Genomic DNA, 14,401 nt, shown 5'->3' on the forward strand with positions numbered 1-14,401 from the left:
TCTAGGACTGGCTCTGGGCTTGTACCCGGGTATGCTCATCACCGGTTGGACGGCTGATAGGCACGATGTTGTTGGCCATGATCTCGCCGAACGGGCCGGTAATGCTGCTGCTCTCTCCCGCGCCCGGCAGCGTCTTGCCGATCAGCGGGAATACCAGTTCGGCAAAGCGGTAGGACTCTTCCAGGTGCGGATAGCCGGACATGATGAAAGTGTCTATGCCCAGCGCTGCATACTCATGCATGCGCGCAGCCACGGTTTCGGGATCGCCCACCAGTGCCGTGCCGGCGCCGCCGCGCACCAGGCCTACGCCTGCCCACAGGTTGGGCGATACTTCCAGCCTGTCGCGCTTGCCGCCGTGCAGCGCCGCCATCCTCTGCTGGCCAACCGAATCCATCTTTGCAAACGATGCCTGCGCCTTCGCAATGATGTCGTCGTCCAGGTGGCTGATCAATTCGTCGGCGGCTTTCCACGCGGCTTCATTGGTTTCGCGCACGATCACGTGCAGGCGTATGCCGAAGCGCAGCGTGCGGCCATGCCGCGCCGCGCGGGCGCGCATATCGGCAATTTTTTCGGCGACGGCGGCGGGAGGTTCGCCCCAGGTCAGGTACACGTCCACCTGTTCCGCTGCCAGTTCATGTGCCGGTTCGGAAGAACCGCCAAAATACAGTGGCGGATAAGGTTTCTGCACCGGTGGATAAAGGGTCTTCGCGCCTTTGACCTGGATATGCTTGCCTTCAAACGTATAGCCCTTGTCGCCGCCTTCGCCCGACAGTGCCGCGCGCCAGACACGCAGGAACTCGTCGGTAATCTCATAGCGCTCGGTATGGTCGGCAAACACGCCGTCTGCTTCCAGTTCGCCCTGATCGCCGCCTGTCACGACATTGACCAGCAGGCGGCCGTTGGACAGCCGGTCGAAGGTGGACGCCATGCGCAGGGACAGGCCGGGGCTGGACAGGCCGGGGCGTATCGCCACCAGGAATTTCAGGTTTTTTGTCGCACCGATGAGGCTGGATGCAACCACCCATGCGTCTTCGCAGGAGCGGCCGGTTGGCAGCAGCACGCCGTCATACCCCTGCGTGTCGGCGGCTACCGCAATCTGCTTCAGGTAGTCGTAGTTGATATGCCGCGCGCCGCGTGAAGTGCCCAGGTAGCGGCTATCGCCGTGGGTTGGGATGAACCAGAAAACATTGAGACTCATGATCTTTCCTTTATGCGTACTAGTACCGAATAGGGCTGGAAATTCAGGCTGATAATTCGGGTTGAAAATTGGCGTTGAAAAATGTGGATTGACGCTTATCTGTTACTTGCAATTATTGCTGTGGCTGCCGCGGCTACCGAGGCCGGCGGGAACCATGCCGCGTCCCTGACGTTGATCTGTTTCGGTATCAATTTTTGCTGGTAGAAATTGTCGGCGATTCTTTGCTGGTCTTCCACCATGCCTTGCGTCAGGTACACCACCGGCGAGCGCGGGCGCCGTGTCAGGAAGGCGGCGATGGTCGCATTGTCCAGGCCGGTGCTGGCGGCGATTGCGGCAACTGCTTCCTTGCGGTTGGTCTGCACAAAGCTGTCGCTGCGAGTCAGTTCCTCAAATAGCAGATGGATCACCTTGGGATAGCGGTCGGCAAACTGCCGGCTGGACAGGTAGTAGGACAGGTTGTTCACCAGGTCCTTGCCCGTCGTCAGCACGCGCGGCTGCGAGCCTTGTTCTGCCGCAGCCCAGTAAGGATCCCAGATAGCCCAGGCATCCACGCTGCCACGTTCGAAAGCGGCACGCGCATCTGCAGGCGCCAGGTAGATGGGTGAAATATCGCTCCATTGCAAACCGGCTGCCTGTACGGCGCGCAGTACGTGGTAATGGGCGCTGGAACCTTTTTGGAAGGCGATTTTCCTGCCTTTGAGGTCGGCCAGCGTTCTGATCGTAGAATTCTGCTTGACCAGGATGGCGCTGACGGCCGGCTTGGCCGGCTCCGCCCCGACATAGACCAGGCCGCTACCTGCTGCTTGTGCAAAAATCGGCGGCGGTTCGCCGGTGGTGGCGAAATCGATACTGCCCACCGATAGTGCTTCCAGCATCTGCGGGCCGGCAGTGAATTCGAACCAGCTGACCTTGACGCCTTTCAATTGTTTTTCCAGCGCCTGCCGTTGTTTCAGCAAGGTCAGGTTGACTGAACTTTTCTGGAAGCCTATGCGCAATTCTTTCGGCACATCATTTGCCGCCAGCGCTGCCAGCGAAAGTTGCGGCAGCAGGGCGGCGGCAGTGGCGAGCAGCAAGGTGCGGCGTAGTGGCAGAGAGGGCGTATTCATGTCGGTCTATGGCTTACAGCTTGATGTTGATGACGGCGTCGCGGATATTGATCTTTTTAGGAATCAATTTCAGGTCGGCGAACGTGTCGGCAATGTTTTGCTGCTCGCGGATCACCTGTTCCGTCAGTGGCTTGACGCCGTAGGAAAAGCGTTTGGCAGCCACTTCCACGATGGACGGTTCCAGGCCGATCTGCGCCGCCAGCTGAGCCGTCACGTCGGACACGTTTTTCGCGCCCCATTCGTCGACCTTGGCCAGTTCTTCAAAGGTAATGCGCAGCGCTTCCTGGTTCTTTTGTGCATACGTGCGGGAGGCAAGGTAGAACTGGTGGTTGCTGACCAGGCCTTTGCCGTCCACCAGGATGCGCGCACCCAGCTGCTTTTCGGCTGCGGCGAAAAACGGATCCCAGATGACCCAGGCATCTACGCTGCCGCGTTCAAAAGCAGCCCTGGCATCCGCCGGAGGCAGGTAGACCGGTTCGATATCCTTGTAGGCGATGCCGGCTTTTTCCAGCACCTTAACGAGCAGGTAATGCACGTTGGAGCCCTTGTTCAGTGCGATCTTCTTGCCTTTCAGGTCGGCTGCGGTCTTCAGGGGCGAATTTTTAGGGACGATGATGGCTTCCCCGGCGGGTGCCGGCGGCTCGTTGCCGACATAGACCAGATCGGCGCCGGCTGCCTGGGCAAAGATAGGCGGCGCTTCGCCGGTTGTGCCGAAATCCACGCTGCCGACGTTCAGGCCTTCCAGCAGTTGCGGGCCGGCTGGAAATTCTATCCACTTCAGCTGTATGCCTTGCTGCGCCAGCCGCTTGTCCAGCGCGCCGGTGGTTTTCAGCAGCACCAGCGTGCCGTACTTTTGATAGCCTATGCGCAGCACGCCCGGTGCAGGCTTGGTCTGCGCCGATGCCAGCGACGGCAGCCCGACGGCCAAGCCGCTTAGCGCACCCAGCGTGGCGGCAGACAGCAATCCCAGCGTGTGGCGCTTGGCCTGGCGTTTTTGATCGTCAAAATTACTCATTGTCATCCTGTATCAAGAATTTTTGGGTAAGCGGGGCCCTGCACCGGTGTGCTGGCGGGTACCGCTTTCAAATTTGTGTGCGGGAGCAGCTTTTCGCCGCTATGGCGGCGGATGCCTCAGGCGCTACATCGCAATTGGGTAAATTGCACGGCGTCGCTATTTTTTCCCTGGTTGCGCACGGCAACCAGGCTGTGGGTGAGGTGGCTGATACCTTCGGCGATGCGCTGCGCGATTGTCGGGTCTATATTCAAGCCGTCTTGCTCCGACCAGTCGACCTGCGCATCAGTGGCGTAGATGCTGGGCAGGATGTGCTTTGCCGCCAGCGAGGCCAACACTGGCCGCAGTGCATAGTCCAGTGCCAGCATGTGGGACTGGCTGCCGCCGGTGGCCAGCGGCAGCACCAGCTTGCCGGCCAGGCCGTCCTGCGGCAGCAGGTCCAGGAAGGTCTTCAGCACGCCGCTGTAGGCAGCCTTGTAGACGGGGGTACTGATGACCACCGCGTCCGCCTGGGCCACCAGTGCTTTGGCGGCGCGTAAATGATCATCGTTGAAATCCGCATGCAGCAGCGCTTGCGCGGGCAAGTCCCTGACCTGCACCCGGGAAGTGCGGTAGCCCAGTTCAGCCAGGCGATCTCCAACGTGGTGCAACAGGCGCGTGGAGCGCGAAGGGGTGGATGGACTTCCGGAGAGCAGCAGGATATTCATGGCGTGTCGCTTTGCGGTAAAGGATAAGTGTCGGCTAGCGGTGGCTTATTTCTTGCCAGGCTGGTAGATCTGGTCGAACACGCCGCCGTCGGCGAAATGTTCTTTCTGCGCCTTGGTCCAACCACCGAAGGTGTCATCTATCGTGAACAGTTTGACCTTGGGAAATTGCGCTGCATATTTCTTCGATGCTTTTTCCGTGGTTGGGCGGTAGTAGTTTTTCGCGATGATGTCCTGGCCTTCATCGGTGTACAGGAAGTTCAGGTAGGCTTCCGCAACCTTGCGGGTGCCGCGGCGGTCTGCAACCTTGTCGACGACGGCAACCGAGGGTTCCGCCAGGATACTGGTCGATGGTGCAACGATCTCGAATTTTTCAGGACCCAGTTCCTTGATGGCCAGCAGCGCTTCGTTTTCCCAGGCCAGCAGGACGTCGCCTATGCCGCGTTCAACAAAAGTGGTGGTCGCGCCGCGCGCGCCGGAGTCCAGCACCGGCACGTTCTTGTACAGCTTGCTGAGGAATTCTTTGGCGGTGGCAGGGCTGCCGCCCGGCAGTTTCAAGGCATAGCCCCAGGCTGCCAGGTGGTTCCAGCGGGCGCCGCCCGAGGTTTTTGGATTCGGGGTAATGACGGAAACGCCAGGCTTGATGATGTCGTTCCAGTCCTTGATGCCCTTGGGGTTGCCTTTGCGCACCAGGAAGACAATGGTGGATGAATAAGGCGAGCTGTTGTGCGGCAGGCGTTTTTGCCATTCCTTGGACGTCAGGCCATGCTCGGCGATGGCGTCGGTATCATAGGCCAGCGCCAGCGTGACTACATCGGCGTCCAGACCGTCAATGACGGAGCGCGCCTGCTTGCCGGAGCCGCCGTGCGATTGCTTGATAGTGACGTTGTCGCCGGTCTTGGCTTTCCATTGTTTGGCAAATGCCTGATTAACATCCTGGTACAGCTCGCGGGTAGGGTCGTAAGAGACGTTCAGTAGCGAGATGTCAGCTGCAAAAGCAGCTGTGTGAGCCAGCGTCAGGCTGCCGGCTACGGCGAGTGAGGCGGCCACGAACAGTTTTTTCAGTTTCATTTGCAATTTTCCTTGTTGTCGTATGAGGCAGAGAGGCCTAGGCCCCTCTAAAATAAAATGCGAGGAATGTAGAGTAATGCGTGCAAGAAAAAACAAGAACGAATAGTTTCGCGGTTTGATATGCGTTTTTCGTATATGCGGCAAAATTTGCAGAATTTAGCAAAATGCCATCAGGATGGGCGAAGTTGACGGCAGAAATGAGAACGGCCCGTCGCAAGACAGGGCCGTTCTGTTATTGCACCCTGGCGGGTGCGGTAGCGTCAGATGGCGCGTGCCGGCAACACGGTGCCGCTCACCTCACCGAAACCTATGCGGGCACAACCGGGCTTGTGCGCCCAGCCGCGCATTGTCACCGTGTCGCCGTCCTCGATGAAAATGCGTTTCTCGCCATTGGGGAAGCTGATCGCTTCCTTGCCGCCTGCGGTCAGTTCCAGCAGCGAGCCTGCTTCCGGCGCGGTGGGGCCGGACTGCGTGCCCGAGCCCAGCAGGTCGCCGGGCTGCAGGTTGCAGCCGTTGACCGTGTGATGCGCGACCAGTTGCGACACGCTCCAGTAGGAGTGGCGGAAATTCGATTGCGACAGGCTCTGCGCCGGAATGCCCTGCTCGCGCATGGCGGCGGTTTGCAGTAGTACTTCCAGTTGCACGTCGAAGGCGCCACCGTCCCGCAGGCTGGCCGAATCCAGGTAAGCCATCGGTTGCGGATCAGCTTGTTCGCGCTGCCATGCCAGACGGTAGGGTGCCAGCGCTTCCAGCGTGACTATCCACGGCGAAATCGTCGAAGCGAAATTTTTAGCAAGGAAAGGGCCGAGTGGCTGGTATTCCCAGGCCTGGATGTCGCGCGCCGACCAGTCGTTCAGCAGGCACAGGCCGAACACATGCGATTCGGCATCGTCCAGCGCCACTGCATCGCCCAACTCGTTGCCCTTGCCGACAAAGATGCCGATTTCCAGTTCATAGTCCAGCCGCTTGCTGGGGCCGAATACAGGATTGTCCGACGTTGGCGGCTTGGTCTGCCCCAGCGGCCGGCGGAATTGCTGGCCTGAGACGCCGATGGAGGAGGCGCGGCCGTGATAGCCTATCGGCACCCATTTGTAGTTGGGCAGCAGCGGGTTGTCCGGGCGGAACAGCTTGCCGATGGCGGTGGCGTGGTACACCGACGTATAAAAGTCGGTGTAGTCGCCGATGCGCGCCGGCAGGCTGAATTCTGCATCGCCCTGTGCCAGCAGCGCCGCCTGCAGGCCGGCCTGTTGCGCAGCGCCTTCACGCAGCTGGCGCGATAGCGCCAGGCGCAGCGCCGACCAGGTTTCCTGGCCCAGTCCCATCAGCAGGTTCAGGCTGTCGCTTTGCAAGGCCCTGGTTGCTGCTGGCGTATTCAGCGCAGCGATGCCGGCAAAGGCATCTGCAGCGAAGGCGGCGCGCAGATCCAGCACCTGGGTGCCTATGGCGACGCCTATGCGAAATTCTTCCGCACTTCCTTTGCGGCGGAAGGCGGCGAACGGCAGGTTCTGCAGCGGGAAATCGCTGTCCGCCAGGTTTGCCGACGCGACCCAGCTGCGCAGCGCCACGTCATGGGTTTCATTCAATTGCACGGTCATTATGCTTGCTCCGGATTAAAGTTCTTTTGTATGCCCATCCAGCATTGGTAGTAGTCATTCTGCAGCTGTGGCGCAGCCAGTGCATACGGCGTGGGCCGTATCACATGGCGGGTTTCAAACATGAAGGCCATCGTATTGTCCACTTTATGCGGCGCGCTGGTATCGGCATTGCTGGCCTTGTCGAAGGTCGTCGCATCCGGGCCGTGGCCGCTCATGCAGTTGTGCAGGCTGGCGCCGCCGGGGCGGAAACCGGCCGACTTTGCGTCGTACTGGCCGTGGATCAGTCCCATGAATTCGCTGGCGATGTTGCGGTGGAACCAGGGCGGGCGGAAGGTGTTTTCCGCTGCCAGCCAGCGCGGTGGGAAGATGACGAAATCCAGCGTGTCCACACCCGGGGTATCGCTGGGCGCCTGCAAGACCAGGAAAATGGATGGATCGGGATGGTCGTAGCTGATCGAGCCTATCGTATTGAAATGGCGCAGGTCGTATTTATACGGCGCGTAGTTGCCGTGCCAGGCGACCACATCCAGTGGCGAATGGTCGATTTTTGCACTCCACAGGTTGCCGCTGAACTTGGCGATCAGTTCAAAGTCGCCTTCACGGTCTTCGTACCACGCATGCGGCGTCTGGAAATCGCGCGGATTTGCCAGGCCGTTGGAGCCGATGACACCCAGATCCGGCAGGCGCAGCAAGGCGCCGAAGTTTTCGCAGATATAGCCGCGCGCTTCGCCGTCCGGCAGGCTGACCTGGAAACGTATGCCGCGCGGCACGACTGCAATTTCCTGCGGTTCCACGTCGATGATGCCAAGTTCGGTGCGTAACTGCAGGCGGCCCTGCTGCGGCACGATCAGCAGCTCGCCGTCGGCGGAATAGAAGAAGCTGTCCGTCATGTCGCGGTTGGCTGCATACAGATGAATCGCACAGCCGCTCTGCGCATCAGGCGAGCCATTACCCGCCATCGTGATCCATCCCTGGATGAAGTCGGTGGCTTCGGACGGCATAGGCAGCGGGTCCCAGCGCAACTGGTTGGGCGGTGCGGCGACTTCGTCGAAACGGCTGACGATACCGCGGTTGCTGATCTGCGCAAACGGCTGATGCATTGCTGCCGGCCGTATCCGGTACAGCCAGGAGCGGCGGTTGTGGTGGCGCGGCGCGGTGAACGCGGTGCCGGATACCTGTTCAGCATACAGGCCGTAAGCCACTTTCTGCGGTGAGTTCTGGTTTTTGGGCAGGGCGCCGGGCAATGCCTCGGTCGCAAATTCATTGGCAAAGCCAGACTGGTAAGTCCTTTGCCCATCCCTATCCCCATTTTGTTGCAGCGCGGCCTGGTGGCCTTCGGTCATCGTATTCATGGCGCATCCCTCATCGCTTTTCCATAACAAGCTGATACTTTAGTGCAAACAGCACTCTTTTACGTTATAAATACAAAAATGTAGTCCATTGATTTAATGAATAGTAGGGGTAGGCAATGATAGAGCCGCGAGAAATAGACTTGAACCTGTTGGTGGTGTTCCAGGAAGTGTTCCAGGAGAAACAGATTTCGGCGGTCGCCAAGAAACTGGGGCTGTCGCAGCCGGCCGTCAGCAATGCGCTGGCCCGGCTGCGCCGCAGCTTCGGCGACGAACTGTTTGTCCGCACCGCGCTGGGCATGCAGCCCACCCCGCTGGCCGAGCAGCTGGCGGAGCCCATCAGCGCCGCGCTGGAACAGGTCAGCCGCGCGCTGAACCGGCATGAACATTTTGATGCCGCCGCCAGCCAGCGTTCATTTACCATCGCCATGACCGATGTCGGAGAGGTGTATTTCATGCCTGTGCTGGTGGAAAAATGCCGCCAGTTCGCACCGCAGATAAAGATCAGCACCGTGCGCGCCAGCAGCCTGGATCTGAAGGCGGAAATGGAGGCAGGACGGGTGGACCTGGCCATAGGCGCGTTCGATAATGTGTCCGGCGCGCTGTACCAGCGCAGGTTGTTCAAGCAGGAGTATGTCTGCATGTTCCGCAACGGACATCCGCTGGCGGCGGCAAAAATCAGCCTGAAAGATTTTCTCTCCGCCCGCCACCTGATCGTCGCTTCCACCGAGAGCCCTTACGACAGTATCAACCAGAGCCTGGAAAAAGCCGGCATCAAAGCTGCAGCGCAGTTCAGCGTGCCGCACTTCGTGGCAGTGCCCTATATCGTCAGCACTGCCGACCTGCTGGTCACCGTGCCGCAAAAACTGGCCGAACGGGCTGCTGCGCCCTTCAACCTGCACTACGTGAAGCCGCCGCTACGCCTGCCGTCATTGCAGACGAATATGTTCTGGCACAGGCGATATAACCAGGACGAAGGCAACCAGTGGCTGCGCGGATTTATTGCGGAGCACTTTGCGGAGTAATGACGCCGACTGGCAGGCTTATTTCAAACCTTAATTGGCATTCAAGCCACGCTGCCTTGGGACCAGTTGCCCATGGAAGCCGAAGGGAATCCGGCCAGGCAGGTGGGCCGCCCCTTATCAATTCCCTGAATCAATGTTTTCTGCCAAGCTCAGAGCAAGGGCAATGCGCTTGCCCGGGCCGCTATTCTCGGCGGCCTGCAACCGGGTGCCGCGATTCCATCAAAATTGACAGAAGTCCTGTCGCCAAGCCGCATATTTCGGTAATGCATCCCAGGCAATTATTCCTGGCCTGGTAAGAGTGAATTGTCAAAAATCGGAATTCCCTTCATTTTTGTTATCGGTGAAACTGGCATCACCGTATCAAGCAAGGTACTGGCTCTAAGAACAGGAAGAATACGATGAACAAAAAACGACTTATCCGCGTTGCCCTGGCTAGCGTTGTGCTGGCGGGGGCGACAGCGGGCTCTGCCGCGCTTGCGGCGCCCTTGACGTATCGCAGCGTTACCATTGACGGTGTAAAAATCGCCTATCGCGAAGCGGGCTCGGCCGACAAGCCGGCATTGCTGCTATTGCACGGCGTCCCCAGTTCTTCAAGGATGTATGACGGCCTGATGCGCAAACTGGGTGACCGTTACCACCTGATCGCGCCGGATTACCCGGGTTTCGGCAATAGCGATGCGCCGGCTCCTGACAGCTTTACCTACACTTTCGATCATCTGTCGGAAGTCGTTCAAAAATTTACCGATGCCGTGGGCCTGAATCGCTATGTGCTGTTCATGCAGGATTACGGTGCGCCGGTTGGCATGCGGATGGCAGTAGCGCGTCCTTATGCGGTACAGGGAACGATCTTCCAGAATGGGAATGTCTACGAGGAGGGGCTGGGTCCTATGTGGGCAAAGCGCAAGGCGTTCTGGACCGACCGCGCCGCCCATGAGCAGGAGGTACGCGACGGCCAGCTTTCATTGGCAGTGACCCGGGCTCGGCATATCGGCAGCGACCCGGATGTGGAGGCCTACGACCCCGATCTTTGGATGGATGAACATGCCTGTCTGAACCGTCCGGGCCAGGCTGCCATCCAGGCTGATCTGATTTATGACTATCAGACCAATATCGCGTCTTATCCTGCCTGGCAGAAATGGCTGGGTGCGTATCGCCTGCCTGTACTGGTCATCTGGGGCAAACACGACCTGGCCTTCACGGTGGATGGCGCGCAGGCGTTCAAGCGGGACGTCCCGCAAGCCCGGGTTGCAATCCTCGACGCCGGCCATTTTGCGATGGACACGCGGCTGGAAGAAGTCGTCGAGCTGACCAATCAATATATGCAAGCGAATCACGCAGTTTTTAGTGCCGGCGTCCAGCCTGCAAACTACGGCATGTCAAGCGGGTTGACCGCAACTACAACAAGGAAATTACCATGAAACTGTACTATCACACACTGTCCGGCCACTCGCACCGCGCCCGCCTGTTCCTTTCGCTGCTCGATGTTCCACATGAGCTGGTGCTGGTTGATTTGAAAAAGCGCGAGCAGAAATCCGAGGCCTTGCTCAAGCTGAATCGCTTCGGCCAGGTGCCGGTGTTGCAGGATGGCGAAACCGTGATCAGCGATTCCAATGCAATTCTGGTGTATGTGGCAAAGTCGCTGGGCCGCACGGACTGGCTGCCTGAAACGCCTGCCGCTGCGGCTGCGGTGCAGCGCTGGCTGTCGGTGGCGGCAGGGGAGATTGCCCGTGGTCCTGCAGCGGCGCGGCTGATTACGGTGTTCGGCGCCCCGCTGGATACAAAAGACACGATCAATCGCTCACATGCCATCCTGACGCTGGTCGACGCGGAATTGTCGGCACGCGACTGGCTGGCGGCAAACCATCCGACTATCGCCGATGTGGCGCTGTACAGCTACATTTCCAGTGCGCCAGAAGGGAACGTCGACTTGTCCGGCTATGGTCACGTGCTGGCATGGCTGGCCCGCGTCGAGGCTCTGCCGGGTTTCTTGCCTTTCGAAAAAACCGCTGTCGGTCTGGCAGCTTAAAGGGATTAGCCATGGACGCGTCGATCGCCGTTGCACAGTCTCCCTGGCATGAAGGGGAGTTGACTATACAGCGCAGTGTAGGTGCTGTCGAACGCATGGTCGTTCCTGGACAGAAGCAAATGGCCCGTGCCTACATGCCGGACCAGCACCGCGAGTTTTATGCGCAACTGCCCTTTGTGGTGCTGGGTGCAGTGGACAAGGCTGGCGAGGTGTGGGCGACGCTAAGGGCGGGTCAGCCCGGTTTCATGCATTCGCCGGTGCCTCAGCGCCTGGCCATGAAGCTGGACCGTGAGCCTGACGATCCCGCCGACGCGGGCATGGAAGAGGGCGATGGAATCGGCATGCTGGGCATCGAACTGCATACCCGGCGCCGTAACCGGCTGAATGGAGTGGTACGGCGTAGCGGCAGTTCGGGATTCGACATCGAGGCCACGCAAGCCTATGGCAACTGCCCACAGTACATACAGTTGCGCCAGTATGCGTTCACCGATGCCAGGCCCGGCGCCGTGACGGAACTGACGGCGTTGGATGCGCGTGCGCGGGCGATGATCTTGGCGGCCGATTCGTTTTACGTTGCGTCTTACGTCGAGCGCGACGGTGCGCGCCAGGTGGATGCGTCGCACCGCGGCGGCAAACCCGGCTTTGTGCAAATAGACGAGGACGGCACACTGACCATTCCCGATTTCTCCGGCAACCTGTTCTTCAACACGCTGGGAAATTTTCTGCTTAATCCGCGCGCCGGCCTAGTGTTCGTGGATTTTCGCAGTGGCGACCTGCTGCAGATGGCAGGGCGCGCCGAAGTCGTATTGAATGCGCCGGAAATCGCCGCTTTCATGGGCGCGGAACGGATGTGGCGCTTCAAGCCCCAGCGTATCGTGCACCGCCCCGCGGCGTTGCCGCTGCGCTGGACCGATGCTGAAAACGGGGCTTCGCCGAATGCCTTAATCACGGGTAACTGGGATGATGCGGCGGCACGCCTGAAGGCTGCCGAACTGGCGCACCAGTGGCGGCCGTTCCGTATTGAACGGATCGCCGACGAAAGCGCGCTGATACGCTCGTTCTACCTGGCGCCGGCGGACGGCGCCGGCATGCCGCAAACGGCGGCCGGCCAGCATCTTCCCATACGGCTGGTGCTGCCTGGCGAAACTGCATCCCAAATCCGTACGTACACGCTGTCGAGTGCACCGTCGGACGTTCTGCTGCGCATCAGCGTCAAGCGTGAAGGACGGTTTTCCAACCATCTGCACGATATGCTGAAGCCGGGCGACATCATTGAGGCGCGCGCGCCGGCAGGTAGCTTCACTATTGACGCCTCTGTACGTCGGCCGGTCGTCCTGCTGGCTGCCGGCGTTGGCGTGACGCCCATGCTGGCCATGGCGCGGCATCTGATCCATGAGGGTATGCGCAAGCGCTATCAGCGGCCGGTATGGCTGTTCCAGTCGGCACGCAGCAAGCCGCAGCGGGCTTTTGACGATGAACTTGCTTCGCTGGTGCAGGCCGGGAAAGGCGGCTTACGCCATATCCGCGTGCTGGGCGACATAGAAGGCGTCGAGGCGGGCAAGGATTATGAAGCATCCGGACGCATCGACCTGGAACTGTTGAAAAAAACGCTGCCGTTCGACGACTACGATTTTTACCTATGCGGACCCGGAGAATTCATGCAGCAAATGTACGACGCGTTGCGTAGCGTGAATGTGGCCGATGGGCGCATCCACGCCGAAGCGTTTGGCCCGTCCAGCCTGCAGCGCAAGGCTGACGAGGGAGCGCCGGAAGTGTCGATGATAGCGCCGTCGAGCACGGCGGTGCCGGTGTTGTTCATGCGGTCGGCCAAGGAGGCGCGCTGGATACCGGGCGGCGGCACGTTGCTGGAGCTGGCCGAGCAGCGCGGCTTGTCGCCGGAATACAGTTGCAGGGGCGGCAGCTGCGGCAGCTGCCGTACGCGCATCCTCAGCGGCTCAGTGACATATACGCAGACGCCCACGGCGGAAGTGGGGCCGGACGAAGCCCTGATCTGCTGCGCGCTACCCGCTGAAGGCGCTACCGCGCTGCATCTGGATCTGTAAGGTGGCAGGCGGGTGTTATACCGGAGTCCAGCAGGATGAAGGCGGATTACCGGTAATCCGCTCAAAAAAAATTAATCCAAGGCTTGACATTCCCACTATGGCAAGCCCGAGTCTTGTCGGTATCAAAACCTTCCAGGAGTATTCCCATGTTTGATTCTGAATTCATGATCTTCGACTTACCGTTCTTCGGCTTGACCTATACCAGCCATGAAGGCTGGGGCTACCAAGCCTTGCATCAAGCTGGTAGCAAAGAAAATATCGCCGCCAATTCCATCCTCCGGCGGCCTGCTCTAATCGACGAAGTGGATAGGGACGGCCATGTCGCCGATAGTGACTTGGTGCGTCTTGCAGTGCGTAAAGCTGCCGATTCCTTAGCTGGCTACTCGTCCAGGCTGAAAGATTCTGGTATCGGTCCCAAAGCTGGCGCTGCCTGATAGCTCGTGTCCGCTTGGCGTAGATCGAGCGCAAGTTGCGAGACGATATCGGAGAGTTTTGCTTACTTCTCAAACAGGAAAAAAGGTTCCGCCTCGTTAATGCCGAGAGCATTGCTGTCAACGGCAATATTGAATTTATCGTGTCCGCCGCCTATGAAGCTCAGGCCGGATTCGGAAATCCTGGAGAAAATATCCAGCCCGTACAGGCGGACATGATCCGGCTCCCCGAACAGCATGGCCCTGGTCACTTCGGAACCCGGCGTGAATTCGGCGACCGATGTCGGCAGGATGGCGCTGTAGGGTGTTTGTAAAAGTGCATAACCGCCCTTTTTCAATACCCTGTGTACCTCGCCGATGGCTTTCCTGTCATCGCTGACATGCTCCAGCACATGATTGGCGATCACGAAATCAAAGGACTCATCCGGATAACCGATCTCTTCCAGGTTGATTTTTTTGACTTCCGCATCGCGCGGGAACATATCGGCCTTGATGTATTCAGCCGGCCCCTGATTCTGTATCAGCAGGGACAGATATCTTTCCGGCGCAAAGTGCAGGACCTTGCCGCCCTTGAATTTGTCCAGCACCTGCGGCACGAAACTCATATAAATAAACAGGTGCCGCTCCCTGTCGGTCGAACCGCAATGAGGGCAGGCAAAATTGACGACATCGGATCCGATGAACTGGACTTCCCGCAGCAGCGGAGGTACATCTGTCATGCCGTTTTTATAAGGCACGAATTGCGTGACGTGTTGTTTGCAGATCAGACAGGATTTCATAGCGTATTGCCCAATGACAGGATGTCCTAGGCTACCCGACAG

General features: G+C 59.3%; 13 protein-coding genes. 5 read left to right on the top strand and 8 right to left on the bottom strand.

The window, feature by feature from the left end; genetic code table 11:
• Nucleotide 1: 1 nt before the first annotated feature.
• From ssuD to hmgA, 7 genes are all read right to left on the bottom strand, one after another.
• Nucleotides 2-1,198 (bottom strand): FMNH2-dependent alkanesulfonate monooxygenase, encoded by a 1,197-nt coding sequence (gene ssuD / locus ACO0LO_RS09270; RefSeq protein ID WP_422963925.1) that lies wholly within the window; start codon nucleotides 1,196-1,198, stop codon nucleotides 2-4.
• Nucleotides 1,199-1,293: 95 nt separating this feature from the next.
• A complete protein-coding gene (locus ACO0LO_RS09275) occupies nucleotides 1,294-2,304 on the bottom strand; it encodes a sulfonate ABC transporter substrate-binding protein (RefSeq protein WP_422963926.1) in 1,011 nt (336 codons plus the stop codon).
• Nucleotides 2,305-2,317: 13 nt separating this feature from the next.
• Entirely contained in the window at nucleotides 2,318-3,325 is a 1,008-nt protein-coding gene (locus ACO0LO_RS09280) for a sulfonate ABC transporter substrate-binding protein (protein ID WP_422963927.1), read from the bottom strand.
• A 110-nt stretch (nucleotides 3,326-3,435) separates the two neighbouring features.
• Entirely contained in the window at nucleotides 3,436-4,023 is a 588-nt protein-coding gene (ssuE, locus tag ACO0LO_RS09285) for an NADPH-dependent FMN reductase (protein WP_422963928.1), read from the bottom strand.
• 45 nt (nucleotides 4,024-4,068) lie between these two features.
• Nucleotides 4,069-5,091, bottom strand: a complete 1,023-nt coding sequence (locus ACO0LO_RS09290; protein WP_422963929.1) for a sulfate ABC transporter substrate-binding protein — start codon at nucleotides 5,089-5,091, stop codon at nucleotides 4,069-4,071.
• A gap of 260 nt (nucleotides 5,092-5,351) precedes the next feature.
• A complete protein-coding gene (gene fahA, locus ACO0LO_RS09295) occupies nucleotides 5,352-6,686 on the bottom strand; it encodes a fumarylacetoacetase (RefSeq protein ID WP_422963930.1) in 1,335 nt (444 codons plus the stop codon).
• Entirely contained in the window at nucleotides 6,686-8,029 is a 1,344-nt protein-coding gene (hmgA, locus tag ACO0LO_RS09300) for a homogentisate 1,2-dioxygenase (protein WP_422964117.1), read from the bottom strand. Before hmgA ends, fahA begins: the two co-directional genes overlap by 1 nt.
• 125 nt (nucleotides 8,030-8,154) lie before the next feature.
• On the opposite strand from hmgA, the gene ACO0LO_RS09305 reads away from it, so the two are divergent.
• The 5 genes from ACO0LO_RS09305 (at nucleotide 8,155) to ACO0LO_RS09325 (ending at nucleotide 13,583) form a co-directional block, all read left to right on the top strand.
• A complete protein-coding gene (locus tag ACO0LO_RS09305; protein WP_422963931.1) occupies nucleotides 8,155-9,060 on the top strand; it encodes a LysR family transcriptional regulator in 906 nt (301 codons plus the stop codon).
• Between the two features lie 398 nt (nucleotides 9,061-9,458).
• Complete coding sequence (locus tag ACO0LO_RS09310; protein ID WP_422963932.1) at nucleotides 9,459-10,478, top strand: alpha/beta fold hydrolase; 1,020 nt, start codon at nucleotides 9,459-9,461, stop codon at nucleotides 10,476-10,478.
• Complete coding sequence (locus ACO0LO_RS09315; RefSeq protein ID WP_422963933.1) at nucleotides 10,475-11,086, top strand: glutathione S-transferase family protein; 612 nt, start codon at nucleotides 10,475-10,477, stop codon at nucleotides 11,084-11,086. Before ACO0LO_RS09310 ends, ACO0LO_RS09315 begins: the two co-directional genes overlap by 4 nt.
• A gap of 11 nt (nucleotides 11,087-11,097) precedes the next feature.
• Nucleotides 11,098-13,149, top strand: coding sequence for a pyridoxamine 5'-phosphate oxidase family protein (locus ACO0LO_RS09320; protein ID WP_422963934.1), 2,052 nt, complete (start codon nucleotides 11,098-11,100; stop codon nucleotides 13,147-13,149).
• A 146-nt stretch (nucleotides 13,150-13,295) separates the two neighbouring features.
• Nucleotides 13,296-13,583 carry a hypothetical protein gene (locus ACO0LO_RS09325; RefSeq protein ID WP_422963935.1) on the top strand — a complete coding sequence of 96 codons (288 nt, stop codon included), beginning with the start codon at nucleotides 13,296-13,298 and terminating at the stop codon, nucleotides 13,581-13,583.
• Between the two features lie 62 nt (nucleotides 13,584-13,645).
• Here the strand turns inward: ACO0LO_RS09325 and ACO0LO_RS09330 are convergent, their stop codons facing one another.
• Complete coding sequence (locus ACO0LO_RS09330) at nucleotides 13,646-14,299, bottom strand: class I SAM-dependent methyltransferase (protein WP_422963936.1); 654 nt, start codon at nucleotides 14,297-14,299, stop codon at nucleotides 13,646-13,648.
• Nucleotides 14,300-14,401: the final 102 nt, after the last annotated feature.

The organism is Undibacterium sp. TJN25, from assembly GCF_049339885.1.
Taxonomy (GTDB): domain Bacteria; phylum Pseudomonadota; class Gammaproteobacteria; order Burkholderiales; family Burkholderiaceae_D; genus Undibacterium.